Source organism: Patiriisocius marinus (genome assembly GCF_008974325.1).
Lineage (GTDB): Bacteria > Bacteroidota > Bacteroidia > Flavobacteriales > Flavobacteriaceae > Patiriisocius > Patiriisocius marinus.
Genome location: NZ_BKCG01000003.1, coordinates 84,709 through 110,461, shown reverse-complemented (window position 1 = coordinate 110,461; position 25,753 = coordinate 84,709). Strand labels below are relative to the sequence as shown.

Below are 25,753 nucleotides of genomic sequence, written 5' to 3'. Positions count from 1 at the left end.
AAAAACTTAATTAGTCTTCCTCTCGATTACCTTTATCATTTAGATTTTCTGGTGGAAGACTATTATCATCTGGAATAATAGGCTTTTCAGCTGCTTCTTTCTCTTTAGAAATTTTCTTACCAAATAGCTTATTAACTAGTTCGCTTAAAGTATCAAAATCTACTGAATAAGACATTCCTAGTCCTTGTTCAAAAATTTGATCTTCACCAATAAATTGAATATCTGCTTGACGATTAAAGAAATTCATACGTAAAGTTCCATCTTCATTTATTAACCATTGCACTTCAATATCACCGGCAATAGCAGTTTCACTTACACCACCCACAGGTACACCAACTTTACCATTAATCAATATACGCTCGTTAATTTGGGTTTGTAACGTTATACCTACCCTATCTGCTGTTTCAGCATTAGGCAACCTGCTACCTTGAGAATAATCAAGCCCTACACTAAACTTTCCATCTTCATCAGCAAAAAGTTCATTAACAAGTCCGCTTACACGATCAGCTAAAGTTCCTGTAATATTTGCACCCCCTAGGTTATCATTAACAAAACCACCTGTTGCAAGCAAAAATATAGCTTGTTTTTCACGTTCCTCTTGGTTCTGTAATTTAAAATCTAATTCACTTCGAACAGTAGAACCAGTTCTTGGAAAATCTATTCTAAAATTTAAATCGGGTTGTATAATCTCGCCAGTTAAATCAATAAGTACTTCAACAGGTATTTTTTGATTGAATGAAGGGTTATCTAATAAAACTGAAGGATTAGCATCTGTTTCATATTTCGCACTAATATTTAGTCGTGCTCTCTCCGGTTCTCCATCCCAATTGATGTTACCACCAGGAACAACACCAATTTTCTTTTGAATAATTCCGCTATATCTAAAATCGTAAAGTCCTTCAATTACTGTAAATTCTCCCCACATATTAAACTTTCCTAAGGTATTTAGCCTAATTAATAAAGTCCCTGCTCCTCTACCTTTTAATGTGGAGTTATTTACTTTATCAATTACAACTTCTACTTCAGCTTTATCGTTAATGTCAAGATCAAAATCAATTGTCAAACCCTTCACATCTTCACTTACAATTTGCTCTCCACTAATTCTGGCTTGCTTTTCTTCAGGAGAAAGAAATTTTATAAAACTATCATCTCCTATTGATTCTGTATCACTTAAAGGAATTTTAAATGATGTTCCTTCTTCGGTTGTAGCAAATACTTTTATTACTAACTCTTCTACAGGACCAGATATTTCGGCATTACCACTAATAAAGGCAGTACCGTAATAGAGCTCATCCTCATCTGGAGGAGTATCAAGAACTAAAAGTCTTTCTGGTGCTTCTATATCTAGTTTTAAAGCCCAATCACCAAAGTTTTTATGTGTAGCAATACCCGTAAATATTCCTTCTGTTTTGTATTTAGTATCTGTAATTTCCGTTTCGCTTATTTCAAGTTTGTTTTTAGTTAATACAACTTGAGTTGTATTGCTCAAATCAAAATCTGTATTTAAATAAGGAATTTTTAATCCACTTTTGTTTAGATTAAGTCGCCCTTGGATATCAGGTTCATTATAATTTCCTGAGACTTTTGCACTACCTGAAGCAAAACCTCGAATATCTGTAATTACATCACCTCCAAAAGGACTAAATGCTCTTAGATTAAATTCATTAAGTACCACATCAAGATCGATTGTAGGATTTTTAGGAGCTACATCTATTACACCAGTTGCATTAATCGATTTAATTTTATTATTAGTTAATGTAGTATTTATATTATACTTAGTTAAATTTTTATTCCCTTCAATTTCAAGATTTAAATCCCCAAATTCAGTTTCGTTAATAGTAACGTTATCGATTGTAATTGAACTATTAGGGAAGTAAGCTCCATTTTCTTGTAAAAAGCTTAGGCTACCATTTGTATTACCAGACAATTTTAAACTGTCAACTGGTGGAACTAAATTACCAATGTTAACATCTGAAAATTTCACTTTAATATTTTTATAAGTAGAGTCTCTTAAAACCCCTGCCATTGCTATTCGCTCAAGGTTATGGTTTAGCATTAATGAATCTATTCTAACCGTATTAAAATTATCGTCAAATGTGACTTTATTAAGGTTATTATCGTTTTCATTAATAAACCACACATTATCCTTATAAGTGATGTCACTCTTTTTTATTCCTACAACAGATTTACCGTTTGGATTAATTGTGTGATATAATGACATATTAAAAAGATCTTCTTTTTTCTTACCACCTTTAAACTCAGATCTAATATATAATGTGTCTTTATACGTTTTGTTAATTAAGCTAAAATCAATTACATCATACACACCTGTATAAATTGAATCTATTTCGATATAGGTGTTAAATAATGGGTTATCATTATCAACTTGAATATTAATATTCGAAAGATAATTTTCTAAAAGTAAAATTTCAGGAGATTTAAAGTCAAGTTTAAACTTAGATTCGTCTGAAGAAACTGATCCTTTTATTCTAGAATTTTCTCCTAGCTGAATTTGAGGTACAAACAGTTCCACTATTTTATTGTACACTGTAAATTCATAGTCAATATATTGATTGGTAGTTACTTCCTGAGGAATGTAATTTGCATAAATACTACCAATTCCGTTTACAAATAGATTAGGAATATCTTCAATTAAATATTTTCCTGAAATTCGCCCATTAACAATATCTGGAGAGTTAACTTCAATAATATGCTCCCCTTTATTAAAAGAAGATAAAATATTGAAATCGTCAAAATAGTAATCATCTCTTTCATTTTGATAAAACGTTTCTTGGAATTGGATTTTACCAATCACATCATCAATGGTGGTTCCGTACATATCTACGGAAACTTTACCCGCAAAAACACTTACGCTGTCACGTTTAATTAAATTCAATTTGTTGAGTTCAGCAAAATGGACATCCGCTTTAAAGTCGTATTGATTTGCCTCTTCTGAAACATCAATCAAACCATCAAAATCTAACTTGATATTAGGGTCATCAATGGTCAAATCGCCATTAAACACAGGGTTTTTTAATTTCCCGGAAACCGAAATATTCTGGTAATTATACCCTTGGAATACAAAAGATGAAATGGTTCCATTAATTCGAGTATCAACAGTTTGCTGAGTAAAACCGCGTCCATCAAATTTTAGATCTGCTGTGATAGTACCAAGTGAACTAGTTTGCGTAAGTTTCCCTAAGTTAAATGCTTCTAATTTTACATCACCATCATATTCAGCTTTTTTAGTATCAGTATAATTTAACATTGATAATTTAGCCACGGCCTTCCCTAACTCACTTGAAAAAATCCCATCTGTTGTCAATTTTTTTGTTGAAACCTGTGTAGAACCTTCGTATTTAACAACACCTAATGATTTCAAATCACTTGGAAGATTATTACCCAAAACTCTAGGCATCAATCTTCTTAAATCGTAATAACTAGTTTTGATGTTGTGCCTTTGCAGGTTGACACTAAACGCATTACTTCCTTTCAGTAAGTTTTTAAAATAAAAATCTCCTGCAGCATAAGTACTTCCTGTTGCTACCCTTCCATTCTTAAAACTGAAATCATTTAATGTACCATCGATAGTTCCTGAAAAATCAAAAACTTGATTTGAGCCAAATTCATTATAGAACCCATTTAAATCGTTTGTAGCAAGTTTCGAATCTTTAAAATTTCCGACTAAAACCACGCGATTTTCAAAATCGGTGTAACCTTCTTCCCCATAAACCATTTTAATATCTCCTTGAATATTTGATTGCTCTGTTTCAAGCGTCATTTCTTCAAGTCGCATTTCGGTTAATGTATAAGCAAACTTAGTTTTAATATTTTTAATACTAAATCCACGTTGTGCATCTAGTGAAAGGGATTCAATATCAGCAAAAACTTCAGGACCTACAATGCGTAAGTCATCTGCTTTAGCGTTTACATTTTTTAAATTGAATACTTCTGGACTGGCTAGATTTTCATCACTAATTACTATGTGACTATCTAAAATTTGTACTTTATCGCTAGCCATTTTAAATACTGAAGTACTTTCACTACCAGTATTAAAGGAGTCTGCAAACATTGAAAGGTTGTCATTCTCTTCACCTTTATAGGTTTTTACGTATAATTTAGCTTTCGTTAAATCTATATTACCAAATCCTAATTCGCCTTTTATTAAATTTCTAAAGCTAAGTACGTTTGTTTGGAGTTCTTCAGCGTAAATTAGGGTGTCTTGATGGTGATCTGCAATATAAACATCGCGAGCATCTACTTCTCCTCGCCAGTTTAATCCTAATCTTTTAATATGAATGTCTGTACCATAAGTTTCGTTCAAACTATCGGTAACTCTCTCAGCTACTTTGGTTTGAACTGCAGGAATAGATAAAATAATCACCAATAAAAGCAACAGTAATACAAGGATTACGAAGGTACGGACAAGTATTTTTCTAAATTTTTTGATACGCTTATAAAGTTATAATTTTACAACCAAATAATATGCCTTAAACGCTCGTGGACGAAAAAAACTGTTATATTCTTGGTATTGAATCATCTTGCGATGATACTGCCGCTGCCGTAATCAACAATGGGGTTATCTTATCGAATGAGGTTGCTACACAAAAAATTCATGAAGAATATGGTGGTGTGGTTCCTGAACTCGCTTCTAGAGCGCATCAACAAAATATTGTTCCTGTTGTAAATCAAGCCTTAAAAAAGGCAAATATCGACAAAAAACAACTAAGCGCAATAGCATTTACAAGAGGTCCTGGATTAATGGGATCTTTACTTGTAGGCACCTCATTTGCAAAGTCTTTAGCCTATGGTTTAGACATTCCGTTAATAGATGTTAATCATATGCAAGCGCATATATTAGCACATTTTATTAAAGATGAAGGACATTCAACTCCTAAGTTTCCGTTTTTGGCTTTAACTATTAGCGGTGGTCATACCCAAATTGTAAAGGTGTCTAGTTATTTTGAGCAAGAAGTAATTGGTCAAACAATTGATGATGCTGTAGGTGAAGCTTTTGACAAAAGCGCTAAAATTCTTGGACTTCCTTATCCTGGTGGTCCATTGATAGATACATATGCAAAGGAAGGAGATCCTAAACGATTCAAATTTCCGAAGCCTCGTGTTGCTCCATTAGATTTTAGTTTTAGTGGTTTAAAGACTTCAGTACTCTATTTTGTAGAGAAAAATGTACTTGAAAACCCTAATTTCATAGTAGAAAACATGAATGACGTTTGTGCAAGTTTACAATTTACCATTGTTTCGTATTTAATGGATAAATTAAAAAATGCTGTTGCTCATACCGGAATTAAAGAGGTTGCTATAGGCGGTGGAGTTTCGGCTAATAGCGGAATTAGAGCTGCATTACTTGAAGCTGAAAATAAATATGGATGGACCGTACATATACCTAAATTTGAATATTGTACAGATAATGCTGGTATGATTGCTATTGTAGGCGAATTGAAATACAAAGAAGACATGTATGCCGAAAACAATGTTGCAGCTAATGCACGAATGAAACTTTAATTAAGACAACTAACTAACAGATATGCAGCTTTTTTATAGTTCAAATTTAAACTCTAGCTCTACTCTATATCAATTTGATAAGGAAGAGAGCCGACATATAAGCAAAGTATTACGCAAGCAGATAGGTGATACATTACAACTAACTGATGGTGTTGGGAATTTCTACAAAGCAACAATAAATTCTAACGACCCAAAGCGAACTGTTGTCACAATTGAAGAAATAGTTGAAATACAGCCACTTCCATATTTTTTACACATGGCAGTAGCTCCAACAAAACTTAATGATAGATTTGAATGGTTTTTAGAAAAAGCAACAGAAATAGGAATTCATAAAATAACTCCTATAATCTGTGATCATAGTGAACGTAAAATAATTAAACCTGAGCGTTACGAAAAAATTATACATAGTGCAGCAAAGCAATCACTAAAGGCACATTTTCCAATTTTAGAACCTATTAGAACATTCAAAGAATTTATCACGGAAAATCATTCTGAAGCGTTAAAATGCATTGCACATTGTGAAGATGATATTTTAAGAGCACCATTAAGCTCTCTACTTGAAGCTAAAAAATCACAACTTGTTATGATTGGACCAGAAGGAGATTTCTCAATTCCTGAAATACATCTGGCACTAGAAAACGGATTTAAAAGTGTCTCTTTAGGCACTTCAAGATTACGAACTGAAACTGCAGCAATTGTTGCTTGCCATAGTGTTTCTTTCATCCAATAAGTTATTTCGTCCTTTTTTATGGTCGTTTATCTGTACTTTTAACGATATTTCACACTTATTTTGGTGATTTCGTCGAAAATGGCTACAAAAACAAATATTTTACCAATAATTAGAAGTAAATTGCCTTACCCCCTAATTTATAAGTAATTACACAAATTTTGGAAACACTACAAAAAAGAAAATTAAGAACTACATTAAAACAATCTCCAGTCAATAAAACGACTATTGTTAAGGAGCATACAATTACTAATTTAATTGAAGAGCTCAATTCAAATCTTGTTGAATTAAAAGAACCTACATTAATAGAAGATTGGACAAATTTTACAAATGATCTTGGAGCTGAAATATTAGCAAAAATTTCCCTTTAATTATCCCCTTACTTCAATAAAGTATTCGTTATTTTTGATGCTATGAAAGCCTCTTTGTTCTTTATAGCTACACTTTTTAGTGCTACAATTGTTACTGCTCAAGAAATCGCAGTCCTACAATATGGTGGCGGAGGTGATTGGTATAGTAATCCTACAGCATTACCTAATCTAGTAAATTTTTGCAATAAAGAGATAAACACAAAAATTCAAGAAAAAACACAAGTTGTCAAGCCTGATAACATAGACATTTTTGATTTTCCTTTTGTTCATATGACAGGTCACGGAAATGTGTTCTTCACTTTAGAGGAAGCTGAAAATTTAAGAAACTATTTATTAAGTGGTGGATTTCTTCATATTGATGATAACTATGGTATGGATCAATATTTAAGAAAAGAGCTTGTTAAAATTTTTCCAAACGAAGAATTAAAAGAACTTCCATCAAATCACCCTATTTTTTCAAGTAAATATAAGTTTCCCGATGGCTTACCAAAAATACACGAGCATGATAGTTCTCGTCCACAAGCTTTTGGTATTGAAAAAGAAGGTAGACTCGTTTTACTATATACTTTTGAAAGTGATTTAGGCGATGGTTGGGAAAGTGAAGAAGTACACAATGATCCACCACAAGTGAGACTTAAGGCTTTAAGAATGGGAGCCAATATCATTAAATATGCTTTCGAAAACTAACAAAGTGACTTTGCTATGGCGCTTCAGTTATCTCACAACTCCACAACTTTAGGTTTACAAAAAAAATCACTCATCATAATATGTGATGGCGTGGATAGTCCTGCTAATGTAGGCGGATTATTTAGACTGAGTGATGCTTTAGGTATTCAGGAAATTTATTTCTGTAAAAACAGGCCAGATATTAAATCTGTTAGATTAAAACGTACTGCTCGCAATACACAAACTCATATTCCTTACAGCTATTATGAAAATACTGTGAATGCTATTTCCTTTTGTTTAAAAAATGAATATACCGTTGTTGCCCTTGAGTTAAGCAGTAAAAGTCAACCTTTAAACACTTTTAAAAATGATAATAACCAAAAAATAGCCCTCGTACTAGGTAATGAAAAAATGGGTGTTTCAGAAGAAATATTACAAATGATTGAAACACATCTTCACATTAACATGTATGGTAAAAATAGTAGTATGAACGTTGTTCAAGCTGCTGCTATTGCTTGTTATTCATTAACAAAAAATTGACACTCTCATCTTTTGAATCGTGTATATTTACAACGTGAATATTAAAGTTGTAGCATTCGGGATTTTAAGAGCCTTGGCCATTGTAGCTGGTGTGGTTTTATTACTTTGGTTTTTATATAAAATCCAAGCGCTTCTACTATATATAGGTATTGCTGCCGTTATATCTCTAATAGGAAGACCAATAATTATATTCCTTAAAGACAAAGTTCACTTAAAAAATACCGTAGCGGCTATTATTACTTTGTGTATTGCAATAGGAGCGTTTTGCCTATTAGCTTACATTTTTGTTCCTATAATTATAGAAGAAAGTAAAAATATTCAAGACATAGACTTCAATAGCGTAAAGAAAGATTTAAACGAATTAAACATTCAGGCTAGTGATTATCTTGGCGTAGAACAAATTGATTTAGTAGAAGCGGTAAAAAGAACTGAATATGTTAAAAATTTTAATACAGAAGTAGTTCCAAGTTTTGTAGATATCTTTTTTGGAAATGTCGGAAACGTGATAATTGGGGTGTTTTCTGTGCTATTCATTTCATTTTTCTTATTGAAAGAAGAAGATTTAATTAATCATTCTGTAACTGTTTTTGCCAAAAGTGGCACTGAACACAAGTATTTAAAGACACTTAATAAAATACGTGAACTTCTATCTAGATATTTTACTGGACTCTTATTTCAAATATTAATCCTAACCATTTTTTATACAGTATTGTTACTTTTCTTTGATGTCGAAAATGTAATTGCAATTGCAATGATTTGTGCTTTTTTAAATATTGTACCTTATTTAGGACCTATGTTAGGAATGGTATTGATGCTACTTGTTGTCACATCTAACAATTTAGGAGCAGACTTCTCTTCTGAACTTTTACCTCAATTAACATATATTTTTATAGGCTATTCAATTGCTCAACTATTTGACAATTTAATAACTCAACCTATTATATTTGGAAAAAGTGTAAGATCACATCCTTTAGAAATTTTCTTAGTAATACTTATAGGGGGTTTCGTTTTTGGTGTAGCAGGTATGATTCTGGCAGTACCAACATATACAGCATTGAAAGTTATTTCAAAGGAATTTATGTCAGAATATAAAATTGTAAAACGTTTGACCAAAGATTTATATTAGTGAATCCATTATTACTTAAACCCGAAGTTCAAAAATTTATTCGAGAATTTGAGCAAAAAATTACTACCCTAGCTTTTTCTGGAAGCCCCTTTGAGGGCATTACTGTTCAGGAATTAATAATTCAGGTTGAAAGTAGACAAAAGGCTCAAAAAAAGCTTCCTACTTGGTTTAAAACTGATGGAATATTATATCCTCCAAAACTAAATTTAGAACAAACCTCTTCAGAAAAAACAGCTGCATATAAGGCTTCACTGCTACCCTCCACAAGTACTATAGATGTTACTGGTGGTTTTGGTATTGACACTTATTACTTTTCAAAACAACACAATAAAGTTATTCATGTTGAACGTAACGAAAGTTTAGCACAGTTAGTTATACATAATGCTACCATATTAAAAAAGGATAATCTAACAGTACATATTGGCGATGGAATAGAATTATTGAAAGATAAAAAATTTGATTTAATCTATATTGATCCCTCAAGACGAAGTGATGAGAAAGGAAAAGTTTTTCTTTTGGAAGACTGTGAACCAAACGTACCAAAACTACTACCCTATTTATTAAAACATAGTGATCGTTTACTAATTAAAACATCACCAATGCTCGATATAAATGTAGGATTGAATGAACTAGATTATGTGAAATCAATTGATATTGTTGCAGTTGACAATGAAGTCAAAGAGCTTTTATGGATTATTGAAAAACATAACATTTCACCATTAATTATTAATACAATCAATCTTTTAAATAACGAGAATGAAACTTTTAGTTTTAGATACGAGAATGAAGCAATAGCAACATATAAACTTCCTCAGAAATACTTGTATGAACCAAATGCAGCCATATTAAAAAGCGGTGGTTTCAAAGTAGTGTCGTCAAAATTAGGTGTCGACAAATTACACCAACATACACATTTATACACTAATAATGAGTTAGTTAAATTTCCCGGAAGACGTTTTAATATTGAAGCTGTAATACCCTATAATAAAGCTGAAATGCGCCGTGGCATCACATTTGATAAAGCTAACATAACCACTCGTAATTTTCCAGAAAGTGTACAACAATTACGTAAAAAATGGAACATTAAGGACGGTGGTTCTATCTATCTATTTTTCACAACTGTGGAAAATGAAAAAAAAATGATGTTAATTTGTTCAAAAATCAAGAAATGAGAAAAATCTTTACGCTGTTATCCTTAGTATTTTCAATTGCTGCTGTGGCACAAAATGATTGTGACTACAAAATTAATGTAGATACTGATGAAGAAAAATTTCAGTTAACACAGGAAATTCTTACTGAATTTATTGTTGGTGGAAACCAAACCGTATTTATTTACTTTTCATTAATGCGTGAGGAAAACGTAAAAAGTGTTGTGTTACATTTATCATTAAATGCTATGCAACTGCCTCCTAAAGTATGCTATAATGACAAAAGCAGGTTGTCATTTGCTCTTGAAGATGGCTCATTTGTATCAGTCCCTTATTTAGGTGAAGTAACCTGTGGAAGACAAACTCAAGGAGAAGAAACAATGAGTAATAGTACTAGTGAGGCTTCTTTTTATATGGATGATTTTGCTTTAGAAAAATTAAGCTCATCCCCTATGAAAACGCTCCGTATAACAACAATGAATCAAAACTATGATGTTAATTTACAAGATGTTATTAGCAACGAGCAAATAACGGAACCTATCTATCCGAAAAATTATTTTATAAATAATCTTAAATGTATTGAATAGATACTATTTCAGAAAAACAAACAAAAAAAAAGATCTCCGCTTGGAGATCTTTTTTAATTAAAATTAAAAAAACTAAAATTCTAATTTTTAAGAATTTTGATTACTGTATTATCATTCATTGTAAAGAAATAGGTTCCTTTAGAATAAGTTGACATATCAATTGTAATTAATGAAGAAGAAGTAGTATATGATTGCTCAAATAACAACTGTCCCAGTACTGACTGTATTTTGATTTTTGATATAAATCCTGCGTTGTTTTCAATATTTAAAACATTGGTTACTGGATTTGGATAGTAACTAATTTGTTCTTCTAGATAATTAAAATCTACGTCAAGTACAATTTCATTATTAATACCAAATGTGGCTTGTTTAATAATAAAATCGCCTGTACCATTAGGGATTCTAGCGTACCCCATATCTGTTTCTTGTTCTCCAAATTCAACCGATTCTATAATTGTTCCATCTGCGTAAGATAAAATAGCGTTTTCCCCATCAGCAGAAAACTTAATGTCTGCATGCAAACCGTCTTGATCATCATCTTTATCACACCAAACAATTAAATAACTATCAGGATCTAAAGTAAGACCATCAGGAAATGCCCATTGTAATAAATCATCAGGATCATCTGAAAGGTATAAACCATCAAGACTTAAGGTCTCAGTACTATTGTTGTATAATTCAATCCAATCATCAAACTCACCATCTTGATCTGATGCAGTAGTTTCATTCGAAGCCATTAACTCATTAATAACTAAATCTCCTATTGGTAATGGAATATAGTTAGCAGTGATTGAGTAGAATTCGTGTTGCGCTCTTGCTGGTGAAAATGCACCTATATCATCATTTTCTGCATACACATAATATTGTGTGTAATCATTGGTAATAGTATAATCTACACCATAAACATTATCTCCAGCAGCGCCATCATTATGTGCTCCATCGTCAAACATTTGTATTGAATTAAATGGTGCATGTTCATCAGTTCTGTACCCTAATAATACTCCTGATGTATTTGAATTTAGTACAGTAGCAGTAAATGTTATTTCATTACCTACTTCAAGATCTGTAGTTGATACGTCTACGTTTGAAATTGTAGGTTGAGTTACTGTAAAATCTGACAATGCAGATAAATATGTACCACGAGCATCCATTAAATTTGTAAGTCCTGCCGCAGTATTCATTCCTAAATTATAATCTGTATCAATATTCCCAACAAATTGAGCATAAGTATAAAACTTATTTGTGTCTGCTGCAACAGCAGCATCTACTATGGCCTGATAATCATTAGCCATAGTTAAATATGCTGAGTTTGTAATATTCTCCGTTAATATCGTTTTGAAATGCGCTAAATACATTTTTTTGAAACGTGGAATAGAAAGCAATTTTGAAACTAATGGAAAGTCTGTACTAGTATCGTGTAGCAAATGATCCATTTCAGCTTTCTCTGTAGTTGAGTTTAACCCTCCACCACCTGGTCCAGGGCCACCTCCACCTTCGCCAGTATCAGCGAACGTACCAAATGACATATTTAAATCCCAAACTACCGAGTTAAACACTCCGTAATCTGATTGATACAAGTAATAGTTTTGTTTAAAAGCTCCTATATAACTATCAAGGTTTACAATTACATTATCAAAAGCTAACATCCATAATGCTCTGTCAACATCTAAAACAGATTCAATATTTGAGGTGTCGTTATTTAAAATATCAGTAAGCTCTATTAAATCATTCCAGTCTGCAACTGCTACTGTTGGATCAGTATCATCGTCAGATTTAATTTCGTAAGCATCTTCGTAGTTAGAAATAGAAGTTCCTAAATATTCTAGGTTTGGATAATCGTTAGATTGCGGTCCAGCACCATCTGGAGGACTGCAACTAAAAAAAGCATTGTCTTTAGATCCAAATCTAGAATCTACAAATGTTTTAGTAATAGCTTCAGTATTAGTATATAAACCTATTAACTCACCATTTACATATACATTAGCATAATTAGCTTCTGGTGCATCCATATATTGCCTAGCAATATTATAAGCTATAGTTTCACGAACAAATGATGGATCAAAATAAACATTAGCAAGTTTTATATCCTTATAACCTTGATAATCCTGATCAACATAAGTGTCTAACTCAATGTGAAACGGATTTTTATCATAACTCGCATTATAAGAGCTATTCCCTTTATATTTTACGCCCACTTGCTCAAAAAGCTCTCCATTAATTGTTACAGATTCGGCCTCTGTATAATTATTATCTCCAGCCTTTTCAGCATCTAATAGTTCGTCCCAATTAGACTGCGCGAAAACAATTTCAATAGTTTGAATTGTATTAATATCATATAAGTCTTGCCCGCTTACATTAGCTGTAACTGAAGCAAAAACTATAATTGATAACACTAGTTTAAATAGTTGTTTCATTAATTTATGTAATGGTGATTAATTAAATATTTACTATTTGACGATTAAGTAAATGGTATCCTTCGGAAATGTTAAGGAAAGATTAATTTTTTTTTATTTGAATAAAATGATGCTCAAATCTCTTTAATAAGAAGCGCATTTCAGCACAGAATAATTATCAAATAAAGTCCTATTTATGTAACAATAGTTACTGTAAACATGTCTCTCTATTTTTAATTTTACCTTATAAATAAAACATATACAATGGAAAATACTGAAACAATAAGTGTATATCCAATGCCAAGAATTGGAGATCAAGCACCCGATTTTAAAGCAAAAACAACTAAAGGAGATATTCAGTTTTCAACTTTTGCAAAAGACAAATGGACTGTAATGTTTTCACATCCAGCAGATTTTACTCCTGTGTGTACAACTGAAATGAGTGGTTTCGCTCTTCGTCAAGATGAGTTTACAGCATTGAATACGGAATTATTAGGATTAAGCATTGATAGTATTCACTCACATTTAGGATGGGTTAATAATGTACGTGAAAAAACAGGTGTCTATTTTGATTTTCCAATCATTGCAGATATAGATATGAAAGTATCTAAACGCTATGGAATGTTACAACCTAATGAAAGTGAAACTGCAGCAGTAAGAGCTGTATTCTTTATAGATCCTAAAAAGAAAATTCGCTTAATAATGTACTATCCTCTTAATGTAGGTAGAAATATGGATGAAATTTTAAGAGCACTTGAAGCACTTCAAATTTCAGATAAACATAGCGTAGCAATGCCATTAGATTGGAAAAAAGGTGATAAAGTTATAATCCCACCACCAAAAACATTAGACGAAATGAATGCACGTATCGCAGATGATACTTGTGAAAAAGTAGATTTTTATCTAGCCAAAAAATCATTATAATCGACGTATTTATTTTTTAGTTGAGGTTAGATAAAATAAAGCGGCGAGAAATCGTCGCTTTTTTTATAGTGTACGGTAACTTAAGTTACATTAATCTAGAAATTAAAGGAGTAGTTTTACTGTAGTAAAATTAATAAATGAAAAACCTATTACTAATTATGACTTTTTTAAGTTCACTCTTTGGATCAAAAGCACAACAAACTGATGCTATTAAAATATTAAATCCTTCGGAATATCAATCTGCAATAAATACTGAAAACATACAACTTGTAGACGTTCGTACCGCAAATGAATATAATCAAGGAACAATTGGCAAGGCATTAAACATAGATTTTTTTCAAAAAGAACATTTCAACACTAACTTTGAAAAATTAAATAAAGAACAACCTGTATATCTTTTTTGTCGTTCTGGCGCACGAAGTCAAAAAGCAGCTGCAAAACTTATAGCGATGGGGTTCACTAAAATATACGATTTAAAGGGCGGCTACATGAGTTGGCCTTTCAAAAAATAATACTTATGAAAACTGATATAACAGTACAAAACTTAAAATGTGGTGGTTGTGGAAATACTATAACTACACGCTTAGCTATATTACAAGGAATTAGTGACATTAAAGTTGACCCTGAAACATCGATTGTATCATTTAATTACGAGACTGAAGATGATTTAGCACTAGCTGAAATTAATCTTATTAAAATGGGATACCCACCTGAAGGTGTCGAAAACAAAATACTTAGTAAAGCAAAATCTTTTGTAAGTTGCGCAACAGGTAAATTTAATTAGCAACTACTATGGAACTTAAAACTACAGACAAATTAGCAATAGAACGTACTCGACTAGCAAATGAACGTACATTTTTAGCCTATTTTAGGTCATTTATTGTCTTTTTAAGTTCTGGATTTGCAATTATTAAATTAGACATTCTTCAAGAAATCAAATGGGTTGGATTTTTATTAATATTAATTGGTCCTATCCTGTTTTTTATTGGTCTTATTCGATTTTTGTATGTCAAAAGGAATATTCGTAAATTTTATAAATAATGTATTATGAGATTAAAAATATCAAGGATACTCTTCTTAATTATTATTGCTCTAACTTTTATTAACTGTAATAATAGTAACGAAAAAAAATATTCTAAAGTTACTGATGTGGATGAGCAATTAGCCTATACAGCTAAAGACCATCCAGGCAAAAAATTACTAGAGAACAATTGTTATGTTTGTCATAGTCCAAAATCTTCAATGAGTGAACGAATTGCACCTCCAATGGTTGCAGTAAAATCACATTACATTAACAATGATATTAGTAAAAAAGACTTTATTGAAGCAATTTGGAATTTCACAAAAAAGCCTTCTGAAGAAAATGCTAAAATGAGGGGTGCTATCCGTCGCTTTAATCTAATGCCTTACCAAAAATTTAAAGAAGAAGATATTAGGCTAATTGCAGACTATATGTATGATTATAAAATTGACGAACCAGAATGGTTCAAACAACATATAGAGGAAGAAAGTAATAGCAAAATGAAGTATAACAACAGAGGGAAATCTGTTGGAGATTTAGATTCAAACTCAATTATAACACCATCAGAAATAGGACTCGACTATGCTTTAAGTACTAAAAAAGAATTGGGAAAAAACTTAATGGGTACAATTCAAAAAAAGGGAACTTTAGAAGCAGTAGCCTTTTGTAATAAACAAGCATACCCAATTACAGATAGTATGGCTACAGCACAAAATGCTACTATAAGGCGCGTTTCAGACAAACCAAGAAACCCTTCAAATTTAGCAAATACAAAAGAAATTGGGATGATTAATAACTATAAAACTATTGTTGCAACTGGTAAAAAGGTAGAGCCAATTGTTGAAACAAAAGATGGAATCTCACACTTTTATTACCCAATTACAACCAACACGATGTGTTTGCAATGCCACGGTAATACTACAACACATATTGAACCGCTAGTTTTAAATAAAATTAAAGACCTTTACCCTACAGACAAAGCAGTTAATTACGATGTTAACCAAGTTCGCGGTATTTGGGCAATTACCTTTGATGAAACTAATATCAATTAACAACTATTTCACATTTGTAAAACCACTTAATACAACTATTATGAAACAAGTTTTAATAACTTTATTAGCCGTGCTACTTTTTTCAAGTTGTACTAGTGTAGAAAATAATGCTGAAATATTAAGTAAAAACAATCTTTCCTCTAAAGTCGAGTATGATGATAGAATGGTTACAAAAACTGTTTTTGACAGCCATTATAAAATGATTGTATTTGCTTTAAAAAAAGGACAAGATTTAGCGCCTCATAGCGCACCAATGGATGCTCCTTTGCTTATGCTTGAAGGAAGTGCAAAAATTACCATTGGTACTAACGAAACTATCGTTAGCAAGGGCGATATTATCACATTACCAAAAGATTTAGATCACGGAGTTACTCCAGTTACAGACTGTAAATTTCTATTAATTAAATAATTTAACTAAAATAAGTATATTTAAATCTTGAAGTTTTTATTTTCCATATCATTCACTCTTCTAATTCTACTCCAAAACTTTGGTGTGCATACTGATGATATACTTCAATTAGATGATCTTATTGAACATGCAAATTATCATAATGAACAATATGGAGACAGTTTAATTGTTTTTATTTCTAAACATTATGGTGAGCTAAAAGCGGATCATGATAAAGATCATAAAGAGGAACAAGAAGAACATGAACAACTACCTTTTCAACATCAATCTTGTAGTTCTGCATTTACAGGGATTATATTAAATACAACTAAAGAAGAGTTTAGAAACTTAGAGTTTATTGAATTAAAAAAGAATAATTTTTATTATCAATCACCTTCATCATCACTTCATTTAGAAGGGCTCTTTCAGCCTCCTAGGCATTCATAATTAATCAGATTAAATTTATTTAAGCACCTATACTTTTTAAAAAGTTGGGCGCTATTCACATTGATTATTTTATGAAAAATGCTATCATATATTATAAACTTCAGTATTAAGAATAAATTTGTTATTCTTTTATTTACAACGCTAATTATTGGATTTGGGTTGTACTCTTTATCACAAATACCCATTGGTGCTGTACCAGATGTAACGAACAATCAAGTTCAAGTAATCACTACTTCTCGTAATCTTTCTACACAAGATATGGAGAAATTTATCACTTATCCAGTTGAGCTAGAAATGGCAAATTTACCGGGTGTACTTGAAATTCGTTCAGTATCAAAGTTTGGTTTATCAGTTGTTACTATTGTTTTTGAAGACAATATGGGAACCTATTTACCAAGGCAACTAATTGCTGAAAAAATCAAATCGGCTTCAGAGAAAATTCCTGAAGGTTTTGGCTCACCAGAAATGGGGCCAATAACAACAGGTTTGGGTGAAATTTACCAATACATTCTAGATGTAGAACCAGAATTTAAAAATAAATACACTGCTGAAGATCTTCGCACTATTCAAGATTGGGTAGTAAAACGTCAACTTTCAGGAATTCCTGGAGTGGTAGAAGTAAATACTTGGGGAGGTTTTTTAAAACAATACGAAGTTGCAATTAATACTGACAAGTTAAACGCTATGAATATTTCGGCTAATGAAATATTTACAGCTCTTGAACAGAATAATAGTATATCTGGAGGTGGTTATATTGAAAAAGTAAATCAAGCTTATTTTATACGTGGCGAGGGTTTAGTAACATCCTTAGAAGACATTGAAAACATTGTAGTTATAAATATAAATGGGATTCCCATTTACATTAAAGATGTAGCAAAAGTCGGTTTCGGAAATGCTATTCGTTTTGGTGCTATCACGGGAAATGGAGAAGGCGAAAAAGTACTTGGGCAAGTAATGATGCTCAAAGATGCTAACTCTAAAAAAGTAATTGAAGCTGTAAAAGAGCGTGTAGCTTCTATCTCAAAATCATTACCTGAAGGTGTTTTTATTAACGCATTTCTAGACCGGAGTGATTTAATAGCAAAAACAACTTTTACAGTAAGCGAAAATTTAATTTTAGGCTGCCTTATTGTAATTTTTGTAGTGGTTCTATTATTAGGAAATCTACGTTCAGGATTGTTAGTCGCATCAGTAATACCTTTAACCCTATTGTTTGCTCTATCATTAATGTACGTATTTGGTGTTGATGCTAATTTAATGAGTTTAGGTGCTATTGATTTTGGAATCATTATAGACGGAGCAGTTATTATTGTTGAATTTATAGCCTTTAAAATAACTCAAAATAAAACTGAAATTACTACACTCTCTAAAACAGAAGGTCAGCTTTTAAAAGATTCTATTACTCTTAATGGCGCATCAAAAATGATGAATTCTGCCATTTTTGGACAACTCATAATTCTAATTGTATTTATTCCCATTTTATCCTTGAGTGGCGTAGAAGGTAAAATGTTTAAACCAATGGCATTAACCTTCAGTTTTGCTTTAATAGGTGCTATGATACTTTGTTTTACTTACGTTCCTGTGGTAGCTTCTATGTTTTTAAAACCATCAAATGTTACAGATAAGAATATTTCTGTGAGGTTAATGAAATGGTTAAATAAAATTTACGAACCTGTTATTGACTGGGCTTTAAAAAGCAAAAAAATAGTTTTAAGTATTGCGTTAGTACTATTAGCAGGAGCAACTTTTTTATATACGACTATGGGAGCAGAATTTGTACCTACTCTAGATGAAGGTGATTTTGTTATTCAGCCAGTTCTAAAAACTGGAACATCATTAAGTAATACCGTAAAAATTACTACTGAAATAGAAAAAATACTTTTAAAAGAATTTCCAGAAGTTAAACAAGTGGTTACTAGAATAGGCGCTGCTGAAGTACCAACCGATCCAATGTCAATGGAGGAAAGTGATGTCATTATAGTTTTAAACCCAAAAAGTGAATGGACATCTGCAAAAACAAAAGATGAGTTAGCTGATAAATTTAAAGAAGCACTTGCTATTATTCCAGGTATGGAAGTTGAATTTACACAACCAATTGAAATGCGTTTTAACGAACTTATTACGGGTGTTAGAGCAGATATCGCTATTAAAATTTTTGGTGATGATTTAGATATTCTCGCTAAAAAAGGAAATGAAATAGGTAGATTAATTGAAGGCGTAGCAGGAGCAGCAGATATTTCGGTTGAAAAAATAGCTGGATTACCAGAAATGAGTGTACAATATAATCGAGCAAAAATTGCGCGCTATGGTTTAAATATACAGGAGCTAAATGATATGATTTCAATGGGATTTGCTGGTAAAACGGCAGGTAGTGTATTTGAAGGTGAAAAAAGGTTCGATTTAGTTGTTAGGCTAGATAAATCGAAACGTCAAGATATTGAACATCTAAAAAACCTCTATATTGATGTACCTACTGGAGGAAAAATTCCATTAAGTGAATTAGCAACTATAACCTACCAAAAAGGTGCAGCAAAAATTTCGAGAGATGATACTAGACGTAGAATTGTTGTAGGTGTTAATGTAAGAAACCGAGACTTACAATCTGTAGTTGATGATGTGCAACGTTTAATAAACAAAAACATACAACTACCCACTGGATATACCATTACCTATGGAGGTCAATTCGAGAATTTACAAAGTGCAAAATCTAGATTGATGATTGCGGTACCCATTGCACTAATTCTAATTTTTGTTCTTCTTTATTTTGCTTTCAAATCTGTTAAAGAAGCATTAATGATCTACTCTGCAATTCCATTAGCGGCTGTTGGGGGAATTTTATTATTGTGGATGCGTGATTTACCTTTTAGTATTTCGGCTGGAGTTGGATTTATCGCATTGTTTGGTATTGCCGTACTAAATGGAATTGTTTTAATTGAACATTTTAAAGAACTTGAAAAAGAAGGTTTTGAAAGTATTGAAGCATTAATAAAACAAGGAACTAAAGATAGATTACGTGCAGTATTATTGACAGCTTCTGCAGCGGCATTAGGATTCTTACCTATGGCAATTTCAACTAATGCAGGAGCTGAAGTGCAACGGCCACTAGCGACAGTTGTTATAGGTGGACTGATAACTGCTACCCTATTAACTTTAGTAGTTTTACCTGTACTTTATGCTTATTTAAGCAAACGAAAATCAAAAAAGTATAATTCTAAAAAAGGAATATATAGTGCAACTATATTGGTGATATTATTTTCGGTGAATGCTCAAGCACAACAAGAACCACTTAATTTAGAGCAATTGATACCTATTGCAATTGAAAATAATATGGGTTTAAAAACAAGTGAACTTGAAGTTACTAGAGTTGATGCATTAATAAATAGTGCATTTAGTTTTGATAAAACTGAAGTTTTTTACCAATTTGATGAAAACAATCAGGCCTTTAATAATTTACCCTTACGAGTTTTTGGTGTTCAGCAAGATATTAAATTTCCAACAGTTTACTTTTCTGAAAAAAAATTAAACCAGGCGCATTCAAAAGTAGCTTCCTCTAGTTATGAAATAGATAAAAAGAAAATAGAACGTGAACTTACCATAGCTTATTACGATTATCAAATAGCAAGTAAAAAGGAAGAAACTTATATGCGTTTAGATAGTTTATTTACAAATTTTTCTGAAATAGCTGCAAGACGTTTTGAGCTAGGTGAGACTAATTACTTAGAAAAAATTACTGCTGCTTCTAAGCAAAAACTACTTAGTATGAAATATGCACAAGCTCAAAAGGATGTGTTATTAAGTTATACTACCTTATTAAAAATAGTACAAGTTGATGAAGCGATTAGTATTGAGATTGAAGATTCTAAAAAAGTAGAATTATTAAAACTAGAGATAAATAATAGTCCCGAAATTTCATACTACGAAAACAGAATAGTTATGCTAGCAGCAGAACGACGTTTTGAAAAACAAAAGTTATTGCCAGATATCAGTCTTAATTATTTTCAAGGTACAAATTCGCAATTAAATGGTAGTTTATATGGATATCAAATAGGTTTAAAAATACCTATCCTTTTTGGTGGTCAATCTTCTAAAATTAAAGCTTCTAAAATAGCCGAAAATATAGCTAAAGCTCAATCTAGTGAATATGAAGTGCAATTAAGGTCTAAGTTTAACAAACTCTCAATTAATCTTACTCAATTACAAGAAACATTAAATTATTATGAAAACGAAGGAGAAGCACTTTCTTCTGAAATATTAAAAACAGCTAACGGTAGTTTTAGAAATGGTGAAATAGATTTTTATCAATATATCCAAAGCCTAGAAAGCGCATACGAAATACAGTTAGATCATTTAGAAAAACTCAAAGAATACAATAAAACTGTTATTTCAATTAATTACTTAACTTTTTAAAATCAACGTTATGAAACGTAATATATATAAAATAGTAACTCTAACTGTAATAGTATTACTGTGGAGTTGTGGAGAAACAAATAATAAAATAGATACCAATGATACTGATAATTTAACAGTTGATGATGGATTAATAAAAGTAACTCAAACACAATTTGAACAAAATGAGATGAAGCTAGGAAAACTAGAAGAAAAAGCATTTCCTAAAATTATATCAGTAAATGGAATGATTGATGTACCACCAGAAAACAGAGCTGTAGTAAGTGCTACAATGGGAGGTTATATAAAAACAACACCACTACTAGTGGGAGATGTTGTTAAAAAAGGCCAAGTATTAGTTACCATTGAAAACCCTCAATTTGTAAGTCTTCAACAAGAATATATGGAGGTAAATGAACAACTCATGTATTTGAAATCTGAATACGATAGGCAAACTACAATGAAAGCTGAAAATATAACATCTCAAAAAAGTTATTTAAAAGCAGAGAGTGATTATAAAACAGCTGTCGCTAAACATACTGGTTTAGACAAGCAATTAAGGATGCTAAACATTTCTCCATCAAGAGTACGCGAAGGATTAATTAGTTCAATTGTTAGTATGTACGCACCAATTTCAGGAAGTATCACTAAAATGAATATTACAAAAGGGAGTTATGTTTCGCCTGCAACTGAAATATTAGAAATCATTGATACAGATCATATTCATTTAGAACTTTCAGTTTTTGAAAAAGATATTTTGAACATTAAAAAAGGACAAAAAATTGATTTTAAAATTTCCGAAGCCTCTTCAGAGATATATAAAGCTGAAGTGCATCTCGTAGGAACTTCAATACAACCAGATAGAAAAATAGCTGTTCATGGGCATATTGAAAATGAGGATGAAACTAATTTTCTAACAGGTATGTTTGTAGATGCTAATATTATTACTGAAACAACTGTATCTAAAGCATTACCAAGTGAAGCTATAGTTGAAGTTGATAATATTTCTTACATATTAATACTCAACAAAAAAGAAGACAATAGTTATTATTTTAGTCAAGAAGAAATTTCAACTAAGGTAAGTTATAACGGGTTTTCAATTATTGAAAAAGCACCTAACTTAACGCCAACTTCACAGTTTTTAACTAAAGGAGCTTTTAATTTGATAGGAGAATAATTATTCAAAATAAACTTTAGAAAGCAGCACACTAAGCATAATAAAATTAAAGGCTACAACAAACTACTGTGGCCTTTTTTTAAAGTTTCGTAGAAATACGCTTGTAATTGGAGCATTTCTTTTTTACCTGCTTGCTTACCTAATCTTCCCGAAAAATATAGAACAAACCACATTATAAATAAGGTTATTAGTGCAACAATAGGAAAAATGAAAGGATCGCCTAAAGCGATATTTGTATACATCCAGACTCCTGCTCCAATAAAGAGTGTTCCTACTACAAAATGCAAAAACATAAACATGGTCCATACAGTAGGATTAGGACCATAAAGACCTTTAATTATTGTAGGCTGACTTTCAATTTTATATATTTCTAAGTGTAATTGAGGAGACCAAAAATGTTGTTTGTTTTTTGGTATTCGGATAAAAACGTGATCATCAATCCTACTTATTACAAAATCTACCGTGTGTGTTTTAGATTCCTCAAAAGTAGCTAATAGTTTATCTGGAGCATCTGTGGACTCTATTGTAAACCTTGGCCGTAAAACAATTTCATTAGATAATTCCATAAGAATCTAAATATATCTATTTTTTCACTAGACTAAAATTAATAATAAAAAATATAATAAATGATTAATCAAATTTTTTAATTAATAACGGTTTATGTAACCTTAGTCACTTAAAGCACTCAACTCATAGTGTATCTTTATACCATAATTAATAACAATAAATTTAAACTATTATGGATAAGGAAATTTTATTACCAGAACAAGTTATTTCAATGCCTAGAATTGGAGATACAGCACCAGATTTTGAAGCTGTTACTACAAAAGGTAAAATAAAAATGTCAGAATTTGCTAAAGACAAATGGATTGTTTTGTTTTCTCACCCAGCAGATTTTACACCAGTTTGTACAACCGAAATGAGTGGTTTTGCTGTAAGAAAATCTGAATTTGATGCACTTAATACTGAGTTATTAGGATTAAGTATTGATAGCATTCATGCACATTTAGGTTGGGTACAAAATGTAAGAGAAAATACAGGAGTTTATTTTGACTTTCCAATAATTGCAGATATTGACATGAAAGTATCAAAATTATACGGAATGCTACAGCCTAATGAAAGTGAGACTGCAGCTGTAAGAGCCGTATTCTTTATAGATCCATCTAAAAAAATACGTCTTGTAATGTACTACCCTCTAAATGTAGGTAGAAATATGGATGAAATATTAAGAGCATTAGATGCGCTTCAAATGTCTGATGAACACAAAGTGGCAATGCCGCTAGATTGGAAAAGAGGAGACAAAGCAATTTGTCCACCACCTAAAACATTAGACGCTCTAAACCAACGTCTTGAAGATAAATCTATAGAGAAAATTACTTGGTATCTTGCTAAAAAAGATATCTAATTTAACAAAGGGCTTTGGTATATTTACTAAAGCCTTATTAAATTTATTTATTATGAATATAAAACAATTTGAATACAAACCTCTTGCCCACTATTCTTATGCAATTGTAAGTAATGGTGAAATGGCGGTAATAGATCCAGAACGTGATCCAAAAGCGTATTATGATTTTGCTAAAGTAAATAATGCTACTATAATTGCAGTTATTGAAACTCATCCACACGCAGATTTTGTGAGCTCTCATTTACAAATTCATAAAGAAACTGGAGCAACAATTTATAACAGTGAAAAATTAGGTGCAGATTACCCTCACAAAGCTTTTGATGACGGCGACTCAATCACAATAGGAGATATTACTCTAAAAGCTATAAACACGCCAGGACACTCACCAGACAGTATTACCATTGTAGCAACAAATAAAGACAAAACTGCATTATTTACAGGAGACACACTATTTATTGGTGATGTAGGAAGGCCTGATTTACGTGAAAAAGCTGGTAACATGAAAGCAAAACGTGAAGAACTTGCCAACATGATGTACAATACGATTACAACAAAATTTAACAACTTGCCAGACAATGCTTTAGTATATCCAGCTCACGGAGCAGGATCATTGTGTGGTAAAAATTTAAGTGAAGCAAATAGCAGCACGCTTGGAAATGAACGCTTAGGCAATTGGGCTTTTAAAAAACAAACCAAAGAAGAATTTATGAATACCATACTAGATGGGCAGCCATTTATACCTTCATATTTTGGTTTTGATGTAGATACTAACAAGGCAGGAGCCGAAAGTTTAAAACCTTCAATAGAAAGTATTCCATTTAAAAATAGTGAAAATGCCAAAGGTTTAATTGTAGATATACGTGATGAAGCAGATTTTAAAAAGGGACATTTATCAGGAAGTATTAACATAATGGGTGTTTCTGAAACTGAAAAATTTGAAACTTGGCTAGGAGCAATTGTACAGCCTAATGAACCATTTACACTAGTAATAGATTCAGAAGAGCAGAAAAATTATATTTTAAATAGAGTTGCAAAAATTGGCTATGAAAAGCAAGTGACACAAGTAATTACTATTTCAGAAGAAAATCTTTTAAAAACCGAAAAATTAAATTTGGTAGATTTTAAAGAAAACCCAGAAAACTATACCATCATAGATATAAGAAACACCAGTGAGGTTAATGAAGAGCGCTTTTTTGACACTGCAAAATCATACCCTTTAAACGAGTTAAGAGAAAATGCAAATAACATACCTATAAACAAGCCTGTAGTTGTTCATTGTGCTGGTGGTTATAGAAGTGCTGCAGGAAGTAGTATTCTAGAAAATATATTAAAAAATACTACCGTATATGATTTAAGTGACGACATTAATAATTTTAAATAATATAATTATGGAAAATAAGAATAACATTGGCTTAGATGTAATAGCATCTCAAACTACCGCAAAAGAACTAAACGATTTATTAGCAAATTATCAATTGTTTTATATGAATCTTAGAGGATTTCATTGGAATATTAAAGGAAAGAATTTTTTCGAATTACATTTAAAATTTGAAGAATTATATAATGATGCATTAGAAAAAGTTGATGAAATTGCAGAGCGCGTTCTTACCTTAAGTGCTACTCCAGTACATACTTTTGCACAATACATTGAAATGAGTGATATAAAAGCAAAAGAGAATGTTACCGATGGTGAAGATGCTATTAAAAGCATATTAAAGACTTTAAGCATCTTACTTATAAAAGAACGAGCAATATTAAATTTGGCTGGTGATGCTAATGATGAAGGAACTGCAGCATTAATGAGTGATTATATTGTACAACAAGAAAAATTAGTATGGATGCTTTCCGCATATCAAAACTAGAATATATTTA

General features: G+C 31.5%; 23 protein-coding genes. 20 read left to right on the top strand and 3 right to left on the bottom strand.

Translation table 11 applies throughout. The features are described from left to right. Window positions 1–10: 10 nt before the first annotated feature. Window positions 11–4,384 (bottom strand): translocation/assembly module TamB domain-containing protein, encoded by a 4,374-nt coding sequence (locus GBH57_RS07480; protein ID WP_235904671.1) that lies wholly within the window; start codon window positions 4,382–4,384, stop codon window positions 11–13. Between the two features lie 116 nt (window positions 4,385–4,500). Between GBH57_RS07480 and tsaD the strand changes: the two genes are divergently transcribed. The 8 genes from tsaD to GBH57_RS07440 all read left to right on the top strand — a co-directional run bounded on the left by tsaD (window position 4,501) and on the right by GBH57_RS07440 (window position 10,688). Next, window positions 4,501–5,523 (top strand): tRNA (adenosine(37)-N6)-threonylcarbamoyltransferase complex transferase subunit TsaD, encoded by a 1,023-nt coding sequence (tsaD, locus tag GBH57_RS07475; protein WP_151673660.1) that lies wholly within the window; start codon window positions 4,501–4,503, stop codon window positions 5,521–5,523. A gap of 22 nt (window positions 5,524–5,545) precedes the next feature. After that, entirely contained in the window at window positions 5,546–6,253 is a 708-nt protein-coding gene (locus tag GBH57_RS07470; RefSeq protein WP_151673659.1) for a 16S rRNA (uracil(1498)-N(3))-methyltransferase, read from the top strand. Window positions 6,254–6,411: 158 nt separating this feature from the next. Continuing rightward, window positions 6,412–6,621 (top strand): hypothetical protein, encoded by a 210-nt coding sequence (locus GBH57_RS07465; protein ID WP_151673658.1) that lies wholly within the window; start codon window positions 6,412–6,414, stop codon window positions 6,619–6,621. Window positions 6,622–6,663: 42 nt separating this feature from the next. Beyond that, window positions 6,664–7,308, top strand: a complete 645-nt coding sequence (locus GBH57_RS07460; protein ID WP_151673656.1) for a DUF4159 domain-containing protein — start codon at window positions 6,664–6,666, stop codon at window positions 7,306–7,308. Window positions 7,309–7,323: 15 nt separating this feature from the next. Further along, a complete protein-coding gene (locus tag GBH57_RS07455) occupies window positions 7,324–7,827 on the top strand; it encodes a TrmH family RNA methyltransferase (RefSeq protein ID WP_151673654.1) in 504 nt (167 codons plus the stop codon). Between the two features lie 34 nt (window positions 7,828–7,861). Further along, entirely contained in the window at window positions 7,862–8,953 is a 1,092-nt protein-coding gene (locus GBH57_RS07450; protein WP_151673652.1) for an AI-2E family transporter, read from the top strand. After that, window positions 8,953–10,125 carry a class I SAM-dependent methyltransferase gene (locus GBH57_RS07445; protein ID WP_151673650.1) on the top strand — a complete coding sequence of 391 codons (1,173 nt, stop codon included), beginning with the start codon at window positions 8,953–8,955 and terminating at the stop codon, window positions 10,123–10,125. The genes GBH57_RS07450 and GBH57_RS07445 overlap by 1 nt, the downstream gene beginning before the upstream one ends. Beyond that, a complete protein-coding gene (locus tag GBH57_RS07440) occupies window positions 10,122–10,688 on the top strand; it encodes a hypothetical protein (RefSeq protein WP_151673648.1) in 567 nt (188 codons plus the stop codon). The genes GBH57_RS07445 and GBH57_RS07440 overlap by 4 nt, the downstream gene beginning before the upstream one ends. An 80-nt stretch (window positions 10,689–10,768) precedes the next feature. On the opposite strand, the gene GBH57_RS07435 is transcribed toward GBH57_RS07440, so the two are convergent. Continuing rightward, window positions 10,769–13,102, bottom strand: a complete 2,334-nt coding sequence (locus tag GBH57_RS07435) for a CotH kinase family protein (protein WP_151673646.1) — start codon at window positions 13,100–13,102, stop codon at window positions 10,769–10,771. A gap of 243 nt (window positions 13,103–13,345) precedes the next feature. Here GBH57_RS07435 and GBH57_RS07430 point away from each other — a divergent pair, with 243 nt between their 5' ends. The 9 genes from GBH57_RS07430 (at window position 13,346) to GBH57_RS07390 (ending at window position 22,476) form a co-directional block, all read left to right on the top strand. After that, window positions 13,346–14,005, top strand: a complete 660-nt coding sequence (locus GBH57_RS07430) for a peroxiredoxin (protein ID WP_151673644.1) — start codon at window positions 13,346–13,348, stop codon at window positions 14,003–14,005. A 137-nt stretch (window positions 14,006–14,142) separates the two neighbouring features. Beyond that, a complete protein-coding gene (locus GBH57_RS07425; protein ID WP_235904665.1) occupies window positions 14,143–14,517 on the top strand; it encodes a rhodanese-like domain-containing protein in 375 nt (124 codons plus the stop codon). Window positions 14,518–14,522: 5 nt separating this feature from the next. Continuing rightward, complete coding sequence (locus GBH57_RS07420) at window positions 14,523–14,789, top strand: heavy-metal-associated domain-containing protein (protein WP_151673642.1); 267 nt, start codon at window positions 14,523–14,525, stop codon at window positions 14,787–14,789. An 8-nt stretch (window positions 14,790–14,797) separates the two neighbouring features. Next, a complete protein-coding gene (locus tag GBH57_RS07415; RefSeq protein ID WP_151673640.1) occupies window positions 14,798–15,046 on the top strand; it encodes a DUF202 domain-containing protein in 249 nt (82 codons plus the stop codon). Between the two features lie 6 nt (window positions 15,047–15,052). Further along, on the top strand, window positions 15,053–16,078 hold the full coding sequence (locus GBH57_RS07410) for a c-type heme family protein (RefSeq protein WP_151673638.1): 1,026 nt from the start codon (window positions 15,053–15,055) through the stop codon (window positions 16,076–16,078). 40 nt (window positions 16,079–16,118) lie between these two features. Then, window positions 16,119–16,487, top strand: a complete 369-nt coding sequence (locus GBH57_RS07405) for a cupin domain-containing protein (RefSeq protein WP_151673636.1) — start codon at window positions 16,119–16,121, stop codon at window positions 16,485–16,487. 84 nt (window positions 16,488–16,571) lie between these two features. Further along, window positions 16,572–16,913, top strand: coding sequence for a hypothetical protein (locus GBH57_RS07400; RefSeq protein ID WP_235904664.1), 342 nt, complete (start codon window positions 16,572–16,574; stop codon window positions 16,911–16,913). Between the two features lie 78 nt (window positions 16,914–16,991). Next, entirely contained in the window at window positions 16,992–21,320 is a 4,329-nt protein-coding gene (locus GBH57_RS07395) for a CusA/CzcA family heavy metal efflux RND transporter (RefSeq protein WP_151673632.1), read from the top strand. A 10-nt stretch (window positions 21,321–21,330) separates the two neighbouring features. Next, entirely contained in the window at window positions 21,331–22,476 is a 1,146-nt protein-coding gene (locus tag GBH57_RS07390; RefSeq protein WP_151673629.1) for an efflux RND transporter periplasmic adaptor subunit, read from the top strand. Window positions 22,477–22,529: 53 nt separating this feature from the next. On the opposite strand, the gene GBH57_RS07385 is transcribed toward GBH57_RS07390, so the two are convergent. Next, entirely contained in the window at window positions 22,530–23,042 is a 513-nt protein-coding gene (locus GBH57_RS07385; protein ID WP_151673627.1) for a GTP-binding protein, read from the bottom strand. Between the two features lie 173 nt (window positions 23,043–23,215). On the opposite strand from GBH57_RS07385, the gene GBH57_RS07380 reads away from it, so the two are divergent. From GBH57_RS07380 to GBH57_RS07370, 3 genes are read left to right on the top strand one after another with little or no spacing between them, the layout of a single operon-like run. Continuing rightward, window positions 23,216–23,881 carry a peroxiredoxin gene (locus tag GBH57_RS07380; RefSeq protein ID WP_151673625.1) on the top strand — a complete coding sequence of 222 codons (666 nt, stop codon included), beginning with the start codon at window positions 23,216–23,218 and terminating at the stop codon, window positions 23,879–23,881. Between the two features lie 52 nt (window positions 23,882–23,933). After that, the gene (locus tag GBH57_RS07375; protein WP_151673623.1) at window positions 23,934–25,262 is read left to right on the top strand and encodes an MBL fold metallo-hydrolase; all 1,329 of its coding nucleotides are present in this window, start codon (window positions 23,934–23,936) and stop codon (window positions 25,260–25,262) included. Between the two features lie 7 nt (window positions 25,263–25,269). Further along, entirely contained in the window at window positions 25,270–25,743 is a 474-nt protein-coding gene (locus GBH57_RS07370; RefSeq protein WP_151673621.1) for a Dps family protein, read from the top strand. Window positions 25,744–25,753 lie beyond the last annotated feature (10 nt).